Origin of the sequence: Paracoccus lichenicola, from assembly GCF_009708075.1 — a bacterium.
Lineage (GTDB): Bacteria > Pseudomonadota > Alphaproteobacteria > Rhodobacterales > Rhodobacteraceae > Paracoccus > Paracoccus lichenicola.
Genome location: NZ_WMBT01000002.1, coordinates 1 through 15,562 on the forward strand (window position 1 = coordinate 1; position 15,562 = coordinate 15,562).

Below are 15,562 nucleotides of genomic sequence, written 5' to 3' on the forward strand. Positions count from 1 at the left end.
AAGCCAGGTTCCTCGAACTGCAAAAAGCCAGCAAATCATGGCTTGTCGCATCTCGAAATAGAACCCACCCAAGGGCAATGCATCCTTTAAATAATCTGTATTATGGAACATATGCGGGTCCGACCATTGCCGCACTTGTTCCGGCCCGCATCATTTTCCAGACTGACCTTGCCGCGACAAGGAGAACTTCATGGCTGTCTCACCGCCTGTCTGCGATTTCGGCACACCCTTGCATGATTTCCATCTGCCGGGAACCGACGGACGTTTCCACAGCTTGGAAGATGCACGAGGCCCGCGCGGCACGCTGGTCATGTTCATCTGCAACCATTGCCCTTATGTCCAGTCGATCATCGACAGGATCGTGCGCGATGCCAGGCAGATGCAGGCCGCCGGGATCGGCGTCGTGGCGATTTCCGCCAATGATGCGGACCAGTATCCGCAGGACGGTCCCGGCCCCATGAAGACCTTCGCCGATCGTCATGCATTCAGCTTTCCCTATCTTCATGACGAAACGCAGCAGGTCGCGCGCACCTTCGGCGCCGAATGCACGCCCGATTTCTTCGGCTACAACGCTGCCGGAGAGCTGCAGTATCGCGGACGTTTCGATTCCTCGGCCCGAACTGCCGGACCTGCGGATGCGCGGCGCGAACTGCTCGAGGCGATGCTGCAGATCGCCGAAACCGGCAAGGGACCTCGGCACCAGGTTCCATCAATGGGATGTTCGATCAAATGGAAAGCCGCATGAACGTCTGCCTTTCGCCCTGTCCCATCGTCTTCGACCTTGACGGAACGCTGATCGACAGCGCCCCCGACATCCATGCCTGCGTCAACACGGTGCTGGGGCAGCACCAGACGCCTCTGCTGACGCTGGATCAGGTCCGCAGCTTCATCGGCGGCGGCGTGGATGTGCTGTGGCAAAAGGTCATCGCCGCGCGGGAACTGCCCGACGACAGGAAGCCCGATTACATCGAAGCCTTCATGCTGTGCTACCAGAATGCCACGCAGATGACCCGGCTGTTCCCCGGCGTGACCGAAACCCTGGAACTGCTGGCGGCCCGAGGGCACCCCTTGGGGATCTGCACGAACAAGCCGCACGCGGTCACCAGGATCATCCTGGAGCATTTCGGAATCGCCCGCTTGTTCGGCTGCGTCATCGGCGGCGATTCGGTTCCTGAACGCAAGCCTCATCCCGCGCCCCTGCGGGCGGCCTTGGCCGAACTTGGGGCCGATCCGCAGCGTCCCAAGGCCTTCTATGTCGGTGACAGCGAATTCGACGCGGCCTGCGCGGGGGCGGTGCCGGTGCCGTTCCTGATCTTCACCCAAGGTTATCGCCAGGCGCCCTTGTCCGATCTGCCGCACCTGGCCTCCTTCGACCATTTCGCGGACCTGCCTGCCCTTGTCGAATTGCAGGCCGCAGCGTGATCAAGGCGCTGATCCGGACGGCATCCCGGGCCTGGTTGCGGGTGCTGCCCGACCTGATGGCCCCCCTGCCCGATCCGCTGGCGGCCATCCTTGCGCGCGCTTGACATTCCCCACCGCTTCGCCCCAATCGGGAGGTTGTCGTCACCAAAGGGCTTGTCATGGACCTGCGCCAGCTTACGCCGAACCTTGCCGTCGCGCCACAGATCGCCATCGAGGATGTGGCCCTGCTGGCGGCTTCGGGCTTCAAGACGCTGATCAACAACCGCCCCGATGACGAAGCGGGCGCCGTTGACCACCAGCTGATGGCCAAGGCGGCGGCGGATGCGGGGATGGGCTATCACTACCTGCCGTTCACACCGGGCCAGATCACCCCTGACCTGATCCAGGGCTTTGCCGCCGCGCTGGAAGGGGAAAAGCCCGCCCTCGCCTATTGCCGGTCGGGCAACCGCTCCACCGTCCTTTGGGCGCTGAGCCAGGCCGGCAAGCAGTCCGAGGACGAGCTTCTGTCCACCGCCGCCGATGCAGGCTATGACCTGTCCGGGATCGTGCCGCTGATGCGGTCGCTGGCGGGCGGCAACCGCTAGGCGGGAACGCCCAGGGCGCGCTTCACGTTCGCGGTCCAGCCCAGCAGGCGCAACTCGCCCGCCACGATGGCCGGGCGCTTCATGACGCTGGGCTTGGCCCCCATCATCACGACCGGATCGGCGGCGCGCTCGTCTTCGGACATCGCGCGCCATGTCAGGCTGGCGCGGTTGACGATCTTGTCGCCGAAATCGCTTGCCAGGGCCGCGCGTTCCTCATCGGTCAGCGGCTGCTTCTGGACATCGCGGAACGCGACCGTCCAGCCGTGGCTTTCCAGATTGGCCTGCGCCTTCTGGCAGGTCGAACAATGCGCAAGCCCGTAAAGGGTCAGGGTCCCGCCCATCAGACGAAGGGCACCAGCGGCACGCCGCAGGCGGACAGCGTCAGAAGGGCGGCAAGGGCAAGAAGCAGTTTCACGGCAGATCCATTGGTCAGGAGTTTACCATCTTATCCGCACCCTGCCCTGCGCCTTCAAGTCACAAATCGCCCGCAGGCCCATGCTTGTGCAGGCTGCGGCGGACCTGCCGCATCGCCCACCACACGACCAGCACCGCCACGGGCGTCAGGCCCGCGATCAGATAGGCCTTGTCCACGTGCAGCTTGGCCGCGACCGGATACAGCGCATAGGACAGCAGCCCCACGACGTAATAGCTGATGGCCACGACCGACAGCCCCTCGACCGTGTGCTGCAGGCGCAGTTGCAGGTCGGCGCGGCGGTCCATGCGCTCCAGCAGCAACTGGTTCTGGGCCGAGCGTTCGACATCGACCCGGGTGCGCAGCAATTCGCCCGCCCGCGCGGCGCGTTCCAGCATCGTCTTCAGCCGCGTCTCGGCCGAGGCTGCCGTGCGCATCGCCGGCTGATAACGGCGGCGCATGAATTCCGTCAGCATCTGGCGGTCCCGAAAGCGGCTTTCGCGCAGGGCGGTGATGCGGTCCATCACGATGGCCTCGTATGCCTTGGTCGCGCCGAAGCGGAAGGAATGCTGGACCGCCTGCGCCTCGAGTTCGGCCGATACCGCCAGCAACTCATGCAGGACGGTTTCAGCCGGGCGGTCCTCGTCCGTCATGCCCTCGACGATGGCGGACAGGCGCGGCTCAAGCTCGTTCAGGCGGTTGCCAAGGTTGCGGGTCCGGCCAAGGCCCAGCATGGACATCGCGCGATAGGTTTCCAACTCGACCAGACGATGAACGACGCGGCCAATGCGGCCTTCGCCCACGCCGGGCCGCACGAACAGCGCGAACCGCATCCAGCCGTCCGCGTCGATCCTGAAATCGCCCGCGATCAGGGCCGCTTCCTCCAGCACCCAGACGGCAGTCAGGCTGTCGCGGGCAAACCAGGTGCCGATGCGGTCCAGCGCCTCGGCAGGATCCTCGGGCAGCAACTCGATCTGCACCATGACGGCAGCCACGCGCTTGCCGGGCGCGGCCTGCTGCCAGTCCTGCGGAAAGATGGCGGCGGCGCTCGGGTCAAAGGGCCGGATCGGCAGGCCCGGCGTCAGCGCCATGTAGGTCACGAATTCCGTATGGCTTTCCCATTTCAGGTCATGGCGGCCCAGCTTGCCCTGGTAATGGCTTTGGCTGGGATCGGGGCGCGGCCCGCCATGCCGGCTGGTCAGCTGCGTCAGATGCGCCAGATCCGCGCCCCGGTCGCGGTTGGCCGCGTCGCGCGGCTCCTTGAAGGCGACGAAGACGCAGGTGGCCGGGGCGGACAGGCGGGGCGAGGGCCGGGCGTGCAGTTCGTTGACAAGATCGTATCGCAACGGATGTTCAAGTTCCGGCCCCACGGCGTTCTTCCCTTCATGGCCGGGTCGAACCGGCGTGCCCGATGCGGAAAGGGGCGCGATTGCCCGCGCCCCGTGCCCTTGTTCCGCTGGCCGATCACTCGATCATCGGCAGCAGCTTGTTCAGGCTGTCCTTGGCATCGCCATAGAACATGCGGGTGTTTTCCTTGAAGAACAGCGGGTTCTCGATCCCGGAATAGCCGGTGCCCTGGCCGCGTTTGGACACGAACACCTGCTTGGCCTTCCAGACTTCCAGCACCGGCATCCCGGCGATGGGGCTGTTCGGATCGTCCTGCGCCGCCGGGTTCACGATGTCGTTCGAGCCGATCACGATCACCACGTCGGTATTCGGGAAATCCTCGTTGATCTCGTCCATCTCCAGCACGATGTCATAGGGCACCTTCGCCTCGGCCAGCAGCACGTTCATGTGGCCCGGCAGACGCCCCGCGACCGGGTGGATGGCAAAGCGCACCGTCTTGCCCGCCGCGCGCAGCTTGCGGGTCAGCTCGCTGACCGCGCCCTGCGCCTGCGCCACCGCCATGCCGTATCCCGGCACGATGATCACGCTGTCGGCGTCGTTCAGCGCCGCCGCCACGCCCTCGGCGTCGATGGCGATCTGTTCGCCGGTGATTTCCGCCGCCGGTCCCGTCTCGCCGCCGAAGCCGCCCAGGATCACGCTGACGAAGTTGCGGTTCATCGCCTTGCACATGATGTAGGACAGGATCGCACCGCTTGAGCCGACCAAGGCACCCACCACGATCAGCAGGTCGTTGCCCAGGGTAAAGCCGATGGCCGCCGCCGCCCAGCCGGAATAGCTGTTCAGCATCGACACGACGACCGGCATGTCGGCCCCGCCGATGCCCATGATCAGGTGATAGCCGATAAAGAAGGCCAGCAGCGTGATCAGGATCAGCCAGAAGATCGCCGGGCCGACCCCGGTGAAGTAGAGGATGCCCAGCAGCACCGACAGCGCCAGCGCGCCCGCGTTCAGCATGTGTCCGCCCGGCAGCTTCTTCGGCTTGCCGTCCACGCGGCCCGCCAGCTTGCCGAAGGCCACGACCGATCCGGTAAAGGTCACGGCGCCGATGAAGATGCCCAGGAAGACCTCGATCTTCAGCATGGCGATCTCGGCGGGGGTCTTGTGGGCCAGCACGGCGGCAAAGCCGTGAAAGACCTGCACGCCGCCCTCGGCCTTGGCGCGCAGCACGCGGGCCAGTTCGATCTGGGCGTTGAAGCCCACGAAGACCGCGGCCAGGCCCACCAGCGAATGCATGGCGGCGACAAGCTGCGGCATTTCCGTCATCTGCACGCGCTGCGCCACGACCCAGCCGATGGCCCCGCCGATGGCGATCATGACCAGCGACAGCAGCCAGTTGCCCGCCCCCGGCCCGAACAGCGTCGCCAGGACGGCCAAGGCCATGCCGACGATCCCGTACCAGATCGCGCGCTTGGCGCTTTCCTGTCCCGACAATCCCCCCAGCGAGAGGATGAACAGCACGGCTGCGACCACATAGGCCGCGGTGGTGAATCCGTATTCCATTGCTGTCCCCTTACGACTTCTGGAACATGGCAAGCATCCGGCGCGTGACCATGAAGCCGCCGAAGATGTTGACGCCCGCCATCAGCACGGCCAGCGCGCCCAGCAGGACGACCCACCAGCTGCCCGACCCGATCTGCATCAGCGCGCCCAGGATGATGATGGAACTGATCGCGTTGGTGATCGCCATCAGCGGCGTGTGCAGCGAATGGGCGACGTTCCAGATCACGCGGAAGCCGATGAAGCAGGCCAGCACGAAGACGATGAAGTGCTGCATGAAGCTGAAGGGCGCAACCAGACCGATCAGCAGCAGGACAACCGCGCCCACCGCCAGCAACCCGACTTGCCGGCGTGTTTCGCCCTTGAAGGCCAGGGCCTCGGCGGCGCGGCGTTCTTCCACCGTCAGGGCCTTGGGCTTTTCCTTGGGCTTCTGCGCCGCGATGGCCGCGATCTTGGGCGGCGGCGGCGGCCAGGTCACGTCGTGATCGCGCGTGACGGTCGCGCCCCGGATCACGTCGTCTTCCATGTTGTGCTGGATCACGCCGTCCTTCCTGGGCGTCAGGTCGGACAGGAAATGGCGGACGTTGTTGCCGTAAAGCTCGGACGCCTGGGCACCCATGCGCGACGGAAAGTCGGTATAGCCGATGATCGTCACGCCGTTTTCGGTCACATGGCGTTCGTCGGGAATGGTCAGGTCGCAGTTGCCGCCGCGTTCGGCGGCCAGGTCCACGATCACGCTGCCGGGCTTCATCGCCTCGACCATGTCGCGGGTCCACAGCTTGGGTGCATCGCGGCCGGGGATCAGCGCGGTGGTGATCACCACGTCCATCTGCGGCGCAAGCTCGCGGAACTTGGCAAGCTGCTTTTCGCGGAACTCGGGGCTTGAGGGCGCGGCATAGCCGCCCGTCGCGGCGCCGTCCTGCGCCTCGGCGAAGTCGAGATAGACGAACTCGGCCCCCATCGACTCGATCTGCTCGGCCACCTCGGGGCGCACGTCGAAGGCATAGACCTGCGCGCCCAGGGACACCGCCGTGCCGATGGCGGCAAGGCCAGCAACGCCCGCGCCCACGACCAGCACCTTGGCCGGCGGCACCTTGCCCGCCGCCGTCACTTGGCCCGTGAAGAAGCGGCCGAAGTTGTTCGCGGCCTCGATCACCGCGCGATAGCCCGCGATGTTGGCCATCGACGACAACGCGTCCATCTTTTGCGCGCGGCTGATGCGCGGCACCATGTCCATGGCGATGGCGGTGATGCCCTGTTCCTTGGCAAGGGCCAGCATCTCGGCATTCTGGGCGGGATAGAAGAAGCTGATCAGCGTCTGCCCCGGCTGCATCTGCCGGATCTCGCCCTCGGCAGGCTGGCGCACCTTGGCCACCACATCCACCGACCGGATCAACTCGGCCGCCGTCGGCACCACCGTCACGCCGGCGGCGCGATAGCTGTCGTCCGAAAACCCGGCCCGCGCCCCCGCGCCGCTTTCGACAAAGACCTCGTGCCCCAGTTTCGTCAGGTGCCCGGCAGAGGATGGCGTGATCGCAACCCGTGCCTCACCCTCGAAACTTTCCTTCAACGCGCCAATCTTCATGGCTGTGTTGTCCCCCCGCTCGTTCCGTTTCGGTTGGGTGACAGATAGCACCGCGAAAGATTTGTTCACAAGTCTGCGAATTGACCTTGCGGGACGAATGTCTGGGGCGCGCGACGCGACAAAAGAAAACGCCCGAGGGATGACCCCCCGGGCGGAAGACGCAAGGCCTGTGTCTGCCTCAGTTCGCCGGAGCGGGCGTGGCAGGTGCCGGAGTGGCAGGCGCCGGGGTGACAGGGGCCGGAGTCGTGGTGGCTGCCGGCGCGTTATCGACGGTGACGGCGTCGTCCACGGCCTCGCCCGCATCGCTGGCCGCCTGGGCCGCGGCGTTCGCAGCATTGTCTGCAGCCTCGCTGGCGGCGTTCGCGGCGTCCTGGGTCGCGGTGCCCACGGCATCGGCGGCATTGTCGGCAGCCGAGGCCGCGCTTTCAGCCGCATTCTCGGCCGCATCGGCGGCGTCCTGCACGGCGCCTCCGGTTGCCGCGGCGGCATTTTCGGCCGCGTTTTCGGTCGCTTCGGTGGCGCTTTCGGCGGCATCCTCGGCATCGGCTGCCGCGGCTTCGGCGTCAGCGGCGGCCTCGCTGGCCGCGCCCGTGTCGCCGCCCTCGGTGGTGGTCACGGTGGTGGTGTCGCCATCGACGGCCGCGGTGTCGTCGCCGGTGAACCGCTGCAGCACGAAATAGGCCAGCGCCAGCGCCAGAAGGACGCCGATGATCAGCGGCAGGGGCGAAGAACGACGTTCGACCGGCTCGACATAGGTTTCGTTGCGCACAAGCGGATCCACCGGCTTGGTGCGGTTCGGATCGTTCGGGTCATGGGTCATTGCTGGCCTCCAAGTCCAAGGTTGGCAAGCCGGTTCAGTGTCGCCAAAGCTGCGGTCTTCCCACAACCCTTGCCATCGGCCAGGCTGCATAGGGTAAACCAGCCGACTTGCGACCCGGCCTTCGTGCGACTAACACATTGGACAGGATGAAGTTCCGCCCGGCGGAGCAGCTTTCTTCATGCCGAGGATGCGATGACCCAGACCAACGGCCAGACTGTGCAATATCTTGCCGACTACCGGCCCTATCCCTTTGTCCTGTCGGCGACGCGGATGACCTTCGACCTGAAGCCGACGGCCACCCGGGTCCGCACGGCCCTGTCCCTGGCGCCCCGCGATCCCGGCGCGCGGCAGGATCTGGTCCTCGACGGCGGCAAGGGGGTGGAGCTTCTGTCCCTGACCATCGACGGCCAGGCGCCCGACGCCGCCCATGTCACCCGCCAGGACGAGACGCTGACGATCGCCGCAGCCGCCCTGCCCCCGCACCCCTTCCTGCTGGAAACCGAGGTTCGGATCGACCCGTCGGCCAACACCGCGTTCGAGGGCCTCTATATCTCGAACGGGATGTTCTGCACCCAGTGCGAGGCCGAGGGGTTCCGCCACATCACCTTCTATCCCGACCGCCCCGACGTGATGGCGACCTTCCACGTCACGGTCGTCAGCGACCTGCCGGTGCTTCTGTCGAACGGCAACCCCGTGGGCCAGTCCCAGGGCCGCGCCGAATGGCACGATCCCTGGCCCAAGCCGTCCTACCTGTTCGCGCTGGTCGCGGGCGATCTGGTGGCGGTCAGCGACAGCTTCACCACCCGGTCGGGCCGCAAGGTGGCGCTGAACGTCTGGGTCCGTCCGGGCGATCAGGACCGCGCGGGCTTCGCCATGGAATCGCTGATCAAGTCGATGAAATGGGACGAGGATGTCTATGGCCGCGAATACGATCTGGATGTCTTCAACATCGTCGCGGTCGATGACTTCAACATGGGGGCCATGGAAAACAAGGGGTTGAACATCTTCAACTCGAAACTGGTCCTCGCCAGCCCCGAAACCGCGACCGACGGCGATTACGAACGGATCGAGGCGGTGATCGCCCACGAATACTTCCACAACTGGACTGGAAACCGCATCACCTGCCGCGACTGGTTCCAGTTGTGCCTGAAAGAAGGGCTGACGGTCTTCCGCGACCAGCAGTTCACCTCCGACATGCGGTCGGCCGCCGTCAAGCGGATCGAGGATGTCCAGGCCCTGCGCAGCCGCCAGTTCCGCGAGGACCAGGGTCCGCTGGCCCATCCCCCGCGCCCGGACCGGTACGAGGAGATCAACAACTTCTACACCGCGACCGTTTATGAAAAGGGCGCCGAGGTGATCGGGATGCTCAAGCGCCTCGTGGGCGACGACGGCTATCGGCGGGCGCTGGATCTGTATTTCGACCGCCACGACGGCGACGCCGCCACCATCGAGGATTGGCTGAAGGTGTTCGAGGACGCGACGGGCCGCGACCTGGCCCAGTTCAAGCGGTGGTACACCGACGCCGGCACCCCGCCCCTGACCATGGCCGAGGATTGGCGGGACGGCACGCTGACCCTGACCTTCACGCAAGACACGCCCCCTACACCCGGCCAGCCGGAAAAGCTGCCCCGCGTGATCCCGATCGCCGTGGGCCTGATCGGTCCCAACGGCGACGAGGTCGCGCCCACGCAGGTTCTGGAGATGACCGAGGCCCGCCAGTCCTTCCCCTTCGACGGGTTAGGGGCGCGCCCGGTCGTGTCCGCCCTGCGCGGCTTTTCCGCCCCCGTGATGCTGTCGCGCCCGCTGGACGACGCCACCCGCGCCTTCCTGCTGGCGCACGACACCGACCCCTTCGCCCGGTGGGAGGCTGGGCGCGACCTGGCCCTGTCCGCCCTGACCGCAGCCGCGCAGGGCCAGGCCAGCAGCGGCGATTACGTCGAAGCCATCGGCCGCCTGATCGCGGACGAGGACGCCGATCCCGCCTTCCGTGCCCTCTGCCTCAACCTGCCGGGAGAGGAGGAGATCGCCACCCGCCTGTCGTCCGCGGGGATCACTCCCGATCCCGACGCGATCCATGGGGCGCGCGAAGCCTTGGCCCGCCGGATCGCCGAGGCGCATCTGGATCTGTTGTCGCGCCTTTATGACGACATGACGGTGGCCGGACCCTATCGCCCCGATGCGGCGGACGCGGCGCGCCGGTCGCTGCGCAATGCCGTGCTGGCCCTGCTGACCCGCATCGACGGCGGCGAACGGGCCGAGATCCTGTTCGGCGTCGCGGGCAACATGACCGAACGGATGGCCGCACTGACCGCCCTGCTGCGGCGCGGGCGCGGGCAGGCGGAACTGGCGGCCCTGCATGACCAGTTCGCCGACAACCGGCTGGTCATGGACAAGTGGTTCGCGGTTCAACCCATGGCCGCGCCCCCCGCGCAGGCCGCCGCCATGGCCCGCGCACTGTCGCAGCGCAAGGATTTCGACTGGAAGAACCCCAACCGCTTCCGCGCGCTGATCGGCGGGCTGTCGGCCAACCATGCCGGTTTCCATGCCGCCGACGGGTCGGGCTATGACTTCACCGCCGACTGGCTGATGCGCATGGATGCGGTCAACCCCCAGATCGCCGCGCGCATGTCCACGGCCTTCGAGACCTGGACCCGCTATGACCCCGGCCGCCGCGCCAAGGCCCTGGCCGCCCTGGAACGAATCGCCGCCGTCCAGGGTTTGAGCAAAAACACCCGCGAGATGGTGTCGCGGATGATCGCCGCAGGCCGATGATGCCGCTTGCGGACGCCCGCGCGCCCGGGCAGAAAGGCCGGAATGACTGACAGACACGCCGACGCCAAGGCCGAGATGCAGGCCCGTCTGGACCCGCTGATCGCCGAGCGGGCGCCCTGGCTTTATTCCGGCAAGCCCCATCACCGGCTGGCGAAATGGGCCATGATGGGCCTTCTGCGCTATCCCACCACCATCCGTCTGGGGGCCGAGTTCCGCGACGCCCCCACACCCGAGATCATGCGCCGCATGACCGACCTGATCGTCCGCGATGTCCGGGTCGAGGGGATGGAGCATATCCCCGCCATCGGCCCTGCCCTGATCGTCGCCAACCATCCGACCGGCATCGCCGACGGGATCGTCGTCCACGCCCTGATGTCGCATCTGCGCGACGACCTGTTCATCTATGCCAACCACGACATGATCCGCGTGCTGCCCCAGACCGCCGACCTGATCGCGGGCGTGGAATGGCGCGTGGAAAAGCGCAGCCACGCCAAGACCAAGGCCACGATGGACTATACCCGCGAAGCCTTGGCGGCGGGACGGATCGGGCTGATCTTCCCTTCGGGCCGGTTGGCGAAACGCCACGGCCTGCGGCTTCACGAACGCCCCTGGATGGCCAGCGCCGCGATGATCGCGCGCAAGTTCGGGGTGCCGATCATCCCCATGAACATCCGTGCCCGCAATTCGGCGCTGTTCTATCTGCTGGACGCGATCCACCCCACGCTGCGCGACGTGACCCTGTTCAACGAGGTGCTGAACAAGCGCCGCCAGCCCTATCGCATCACCGTGGGCGCGCCCATCGACCCGGCCACGCTGCCCAAGGGCGAGGACGCGATCACCGTCCTGCGTGACAGCGTGCTGGCCCTGCCCGCGCCCGGTCCCGGTGCCGCGCGCCTGACGCAGGATCGCGGCAGGGCGCGGCTGGTGCGCGGGTCCGAAGGCCTGGCCTAGCCCCCCCCCTCAGATCGCGGTCTTGCGGCTTTCCTCAAGATAGATCTCGCGCAGGCGCGTGGCGACCGGTCCCACCTGCCCCGTCCCGATGGCCGCGCCGTCGATTTCCACCACCGGCATCACGAAGGCGCTTGCCGAGGTGATGAAGGCCTCGTCCGCCTCTTGTGCCTCGGCAATGGTGAAGCTGCGTTCCTCGACCTGCATCTGCGCCTCGGCCGCGAAGCGCAGCACGGCGGCGCGGGTGATGCCGTGCAGGATGTCGTTCGACAGCGCGCGGGTCACGATGGTGCCGTTCCTGACGATATAGGCGTTGTTGCTGGTGCCTTCGGTCACCATGCCGTCCTCGACCATCCAGGCGTCGTCCACGCCGCGGGCCTTGGCCTCCATCTTGGCCATGGACGGGAACAGCAGCTGCACCGTCTTGATGTCGCGGCGCGCCCAGCGTTGGTCCTCGATGCTGATGACGCGCCAGCCGGTCTTCGCTGCGGGTGCATCCGCCAGGCCTGGCTTGGATTGCGTGAACATCACCACCGTGGGCCGGGTGCCCGCCGGGGGATAGGCGAAATCGCGGTCGCCCGGATTGCCGCGCGTGACCTGCAGATAGATCATCCCGTCGATGATGGCGTTCTGGTCCACCAGGGCGCGGAACGCCGCCAGGTAATCCTCGTCGGACAGCGGATTGTCCATCGACAACTCGCCCAGCGACCGCTTCAGCCGGACAAGATGGCCCTGGAAATCCAGCAGCTTGCCGTCGAGGACGCTGACCACCTCGTAAACGCCATCGGCCATCAGGAAGCCCCGGTCGAAGATCGAGACCGTGGCCTGATCCTCGGGCAGGAAAGTGCCGTTGACATAAACCGTGCGCGTCATGATGTCCCCCGTGGCCGCATTTTGTCGGCGTGGTCCTGCGCCCAAAGCGCGGCTTCGTCAAGACAAACCAAACTGCGGGCTTGATGCTGCGGATGCGAAACAATATTGCTTGGCGGGACGCAAATCTTTTCGGAACGGATCCCATGAGCTTTCGCACCCAACCCCTGCCGCCTGCCCGCCTGAACCGCTGCCAACTGTTCGGACCCGGTTCGCGGGAAAGCCTGTTTCAGAAGATGGCGAAGTCTGCCGCCGACGTGATCAACCTGGATCTCGAGGACTCGGTCGCCCCTGACGACAAGGACCGGGCGCGCAAAAACATCATCCAGGCTATCGGCGACATCGACTGGGGCGACAAGACGCTGTCGGTCAGGATCAACGGGTTGGACACCCCCTTCTGGTATCGCGACGTGGTGGACCTGCTGGAACAGGCGGGCGAGCGGCTGGACCAGATCATGATCCCCAAGGCCGGTAACGCCAGCGACATCTATGCCGTGGACGCCCTGGTCACCGCCGTGGAACGCGCCAAGGGACGCACGAAGCGCATCGCCTTCGAGGTCATCATCGAAAGCGCGGCCGGCATCTGCCATGTCGAGGAGATCGCGGCATCCTCCCCCCGGATGCAGGCGATCAGCCTGGGGGCGGCGGATTTTGCGGCCTCGATGGGGATGGCGACCACCGGGATCGGCGGGACGCAGGAGAATTACTACATGATCCGCGAGGGCCAGAAATACTGGCCCGATCCCTGGCATTGGGCGCAGACCGCAATCGTCGCCGCCTGCCGCACCCACGGGCTGCTGCCGGTGGACGGTCCCTTCGGCGATTTCAGCGACGCGGATGGCTTCGTGGCGCAGGCCCGCCGGTCGGCCACGCTGGGCATGGTCGGCAAATGGGCGATCCATCCCAGCCAAGTCGCGCTGGCGAACGAGGTCTTCTCGCCCAGCGACGCCGCCGTGACCGAGGCGCGCGAGATTCTGGCCGCAATGGAAAAGGCCAAGGCCGAGGGCGCGGGGGCCACGGTCTACAAGGGGCGGCTGGTGGACATCGCCTCGATCAAGCAGGCCGAGGTGATCGTGCGCCAGGCGGAACTGATCGGGGGGTAGAGCAATCGCTCTGGACTGGCGAAGGCCATCGCCTTCGCCACGCGATGCCATTTCAACCCGAACCGCCGGGCCTCAAAGGCCCGGCCAGCGCCCGCCCGCCCCCAGGCGGGCGCTTCACGCCCCCCTCGGGTCGGGCGCTGGCCTTCCGTGGTCGCGGGGCTGCACCGTCCTTGGTGGCAATGTCGGTCAGAGGGCGGGGGAAACGCAGTGCGTTTCCTGATCCCGCCCGCTCCGCCAACTCTCGTTGGTAAGCAGTCATGGACCTACGGCCTTCTCAGCTTCCTGAACGCCGCCGAGGCCCCCCACCCCGCGAACACCGCCACCCCCAGCGACATCAGCCCGTAGAGGAACGGTTGATCGAAAGCCAGGCGATATAGCCAGCGTTCCACGCCCACCTTGCGCACGTTGATGGGGGCCACGAAAACGTCGATCACCTGCCCGTTGCGCAACAGGAAGATGCGCGTCTTGTAGGCGCCCTCGACCAGGTTCGCGGGCAGGCTGACATCGGCGCGGAACAGCGTCTGGTCGATCAGCGACACGCTGCCCTCGTCCAGGCGATACAGCCCCTCGTCCTGGCGCAGGCGGACCAGCGCCTCGGTAAAGGGCACGGCGCTTTCGACCGCGACCTCGCCCGCGAAGGCGCGCATCGCGTGGGCCAGCGAGATGCGATAGCGGTTATCCCATTCGGGCAGCAGGATGTCGTCCAGCGCGGCCGAGGTCGCCACGGCATAGAAACCCGGTGCCGCCCCGATCCTGACCGCCTCGGCATTGATCCAGATGCCCGCCTTGCGTTCCTTGCGCCAGACGGTGACGCCGCTCGATGGCGCCTCGACCGTGACGATCACCTGAAGGGGCGGGCCTGCGGGGATCGGCGTCTCGCGCTTGATCGCGCCATAGATCAGGATTTCGGATCCGTTGAAGCTGGCGGTGATGGCGACGGAGTCGCTGGACAGGCCCGCAACGACGGTTTCCTCGGGCGGGGGGTCGGCGGTGGGCGCGGCCCGGATCGGCAGGTCATCGGCATCGGGTTGCGGCACCAGGGACTGCGCGCTTGCCGTGCAGGCCAGCACCAGCAGCATCAACGCCACCAGTCCCCGCATCAGCCGATCCCCGGCTGGATGGCATAAAGATCGTCGGGCGTCAGGAACAGGTCCAGCGCCAGCTTGCCGCAGACCGCCAGCACCAGCAGCGCCAGCAGGATGCGCAGCTGTTCCGCCCGCAGCCGCGCCCCCAGGGTGGTGCCGAACTGCGCCCCCACCACGCCGCCGATGATCAGCAGCACTGCCAGCATCATGTCCACGGTGTTGTAGCTGACGGCGTGCATCAGCGTCGTGAAGGCGGTGACGAAGGTGATCTGGAACAGCGAGGTGCCGACCACGACCTTGGTGGGCATCCCCAGCAGATAGATCATCGCGGGCACCATGATGAAGCCGCCGCCCACCCCCATGATCGCCGCCAGCACGCCCACGGCCAGCCCCACCAGCAGTGGGGGAAAGACGCTGATATACAGGCCGGATGCGCGGAACTTGACCTTGACCGGCCAGCGGTGAACCCAGTTGTGCTGGTGCAGCCGCCTGCGGTGGCCGGGCTTTGATGACCGGCGCAGCGCGCGGATGCTTTCCTGCAGCATCATTGCCCCGATCAGGCCCAGGAACACGACATAGCACAGTTGCACGACCAGATCGACCTGGCCCACCTGTTGCAGGATCGTGAAGACCCAGACCCCCATCCAGGATCCGACAAGGCCGCCGGCCAGCAGCACGCCGCCCATGCGGAAATCCACGCTCTTGCGCTTCACATGCGCCAGCACGCCCGAGACCGAGGACGCGACGACCTGGTTCGCGCCCGTCGCCACAGCGATGGCGGGCGGGATGCCGATGAAGAACAGCAAGGGCGTGATCAGGAAGCCGCCGCCGACGCCGAACAGCCCGCTCATCAGGCCGACCAGCCCGCCAAGCCCGACCAGCACGAACGCGTTGACCGACACCTCTGCAATGGGAAGAAAGATCTGCATGTTCCACGCGCCGCCTGCGTCATGGGGAAGGATGCAACGGCCCGGCAGTCCCGTCAAACCGCTTTCCTGTTCCTTCGGGCCAGCCGGCGCTTGAAGCGCGTGCATGGCCCGGCTAATCAGGAACGAAG

The 15,562-nt window shown here is 66.5% G+C and carries 14 protein-coding genes; 6 read left to right on the plus strand and 8 right to left on the minus strand.

Features of this window, described 5'->3' with window-relative positions; genetic code table 11:
* Window positions 1-190: 190 nt before the first annotated feature.
* The 3 genes from GIY56_RS03415 to GIY56_RS03425 all read left to right on the plus strand — a co-directional run bounded on the left by GIY56_RS03415 (window position 191) and on the right by GIY56_RS03425 (window position 2,006).
* Window positions 191-745, plus strand: coding sequence for a thioredoxin family protein (locus GIY56_RS03415; RefSeq protein ID WP_154763427.1), 555 nt, complete (start codon window positions 191-193; stop codon window positions 743-745).
* A complete protein-coding gene (gph, locus tag GIY56_RS03420; RefSeq protein ID WP_154763428.1) occupies window positions 742-1,422 on the plus strand; it encodes a phosphoglycolate phosphatase in 681 nt (226 codons plus the stop codon). The genes GIY56_RS03415 and gph overlap by 4 nt, the downstream gene beginning before the upstream one ends.
* A 158-nt stretch (window positions 1,423-1,580) precedes the next feature.
* The gene (locus GIY56_RS03425) at window positions 1,581-2,006 is read left to right on the plus strand and encodes a TIGR01244 family sulfur transferase (RefSeq protein ID WP_154763429.1); all 426 of its coding nucleotides are present in this window, start codon (window positions 1,581-1,583) and stop codon (window positions 2,004-2,006) included.
* Here the strand turns inward: GIY56_RS03425 and GIY56_RS03430 are convergent.
* The 5 genes from GIY56_RS03430 to GIY56_RS03450 all read right to left on the minus strand — a co-directional run bounded on the left by GIY56_RS03430 (window position 2,003) and on the right by GIY56_RS03450 (window position 7,727).
* Window positions 2,003-2,347 (minus strand): arsenate reductase family protein, encoded by a 345-nt coding sequence (locus GIY56_RS03430; protein WP_154763430.1) that lies wholly within the window; start codon window positions 2,345-2,347, stop codon window positions 2,003-2,005. The genes GIY56_RS03425 and GIY56_RS03430 overlap by 4 nt on opposite strands.
* 133 nt (window positions 2,348-2,480) lie before the next feature.
* Window positions 2,481-3,788 (minus strand): DUF3422 family protein, encoded by a 1,308-nt coding sequence (locus tag GIY56_RS03435; RefSeq protein ID WP_328288425.1) that lies wholly within the window; start codon window positions 3,786-3,788, stop codon window positions 2,481-2,483.
* Between the two features lie 94 nt (window positions 3,789-3,882).
* Complete coding sequence (locus GIY56_RS03440) at window positions 3,883-5,325, minus strand: NAD(P)(+) transhydrogenase (Re/Si-specific) subunit beta (RefSeq protein ID WP_154763432.1); 1,443 nt, start codon at window positions 5,323-5,325, stop codon at window positions 3,883-3,885.
* Window positions 5,326-5,335: 10 nt separating this feature from the next.
* Window positions 5,336-6,907: a Re/Si-specific NAD(P)(+) transhydrogenase subunit alpha gene (locus GIY56_RS03445; protein ID WP_154763433.1), complete on the minus strand. Its 1,572-nt coding sequence runs from the start codon at window positions 6,905-6,907 to the stop codon at window positions 5,336-5,338.
* Window positions 6,908-7,085: 178 nt separating this feature from the next.
* On the minus strand, window positions 7,086-7,727 hold the full coding sequence (locus GIY56_RS03450) for a hypothetical protein (RefSeq protein ID WP_154763434.1): 642 nt from the start codon (window positions 7,725-7,727) through the stop codon (window positions 7,086-7,088).
* A 192-nt stretch (window positions 7,728-7,919) separates the two neighbouring features.
* On the opposite strand from GIY56_RS03450, the gene pepN reads away from it, so the two are divergent.
* Entirely contained in the window at window positions 7,920-10,499 is a 2,580-nt protein-coding gene (gene pepN, locus GIY56_RS03455; protein WP_154763435.1) for an aminopeptidase N, read from the plus strand.
* A 42-nt stretch (window positions 10,500-10,541) separates the two neighbouring features.
* A complete protein-coding gene (locus tag GIY56_RS03460; RefSeq protein WP_230312267.1) occupies window positions 10,542-11,450 on the plus strand; it encodes a 1-acyl-sn-glycerol-3-phosphate acyltransferase in 909 nt (302 codons plus the stop codon).
* Between the two features lie 9 nt (window positions 11,451-11,459).
* Here GIY56_RS03460 and GIY56_RS03465 read toward each other — a convergent pair whose 3' ends face one another.
* Window positions 11,460-12,320: a D-amino-acid transaminase gene (locus GIY56_RS03465; protein WP_154763436.1), complete on the minus strand. Its 861-nt coding sequence runs from the start codon at window positions 12,318-12,320 to the stop codon at window positions 11,460-11,462.
* A 143-nt stretch (window positions 12,321-12,463) separates the two neighbouring features.
* Between GIY56_RS03465 and GIY56_RS03470 the strand changes: the two genes are divergently transcribed.
* Window positions 12,464-13,420: an L-malyl-CoA/beta-methylmalyl-CoA lyase gene (locus tag GIY56_RS03470; RefSeq protein ID WP_154763437.1), complete on the plus strand. Its 957-nt coding sequence runs from the start codon at window positions 12,464-12,466 to the stop codon at window positions 13,418-13,420.
* A gap of 263 nt (window positions 13,421-13,683) precedes the next feature.
* Here the strand turns inward: GIY56_RS03470 and GIY56_RS03475 are convergent, their stop codons facing one another.
* Window positions 13,684-14,520: a TIGR02186 family protein gene (locus tag GIY56_RS03475; RefSeq protein WP_154763438.1), complete on the minus strand. Its 837-nt coding sequence runs from the start codon at window positions 14,518-14,520 to the stop codon at window positions 13,684-13,686.
* Complete coding sequence (locus tag GIY56_RS03480; RefSeq protein ID WP_154763439.1) at window positions 14,520-15,434, minus strand: sulfite exporter TauE/SafE family protein; 915 nt, start codon at window positions 15,432-15,434, stop codon at window positions 14,520-14,522. Before GIY56_RS03480 ends, GIY56_RS03475 begins: the two co-directional genes overlap by 1 nt.
* Between the last annotated feature and the right edge of the window lie 128 nt (window positions 15,435-15,562).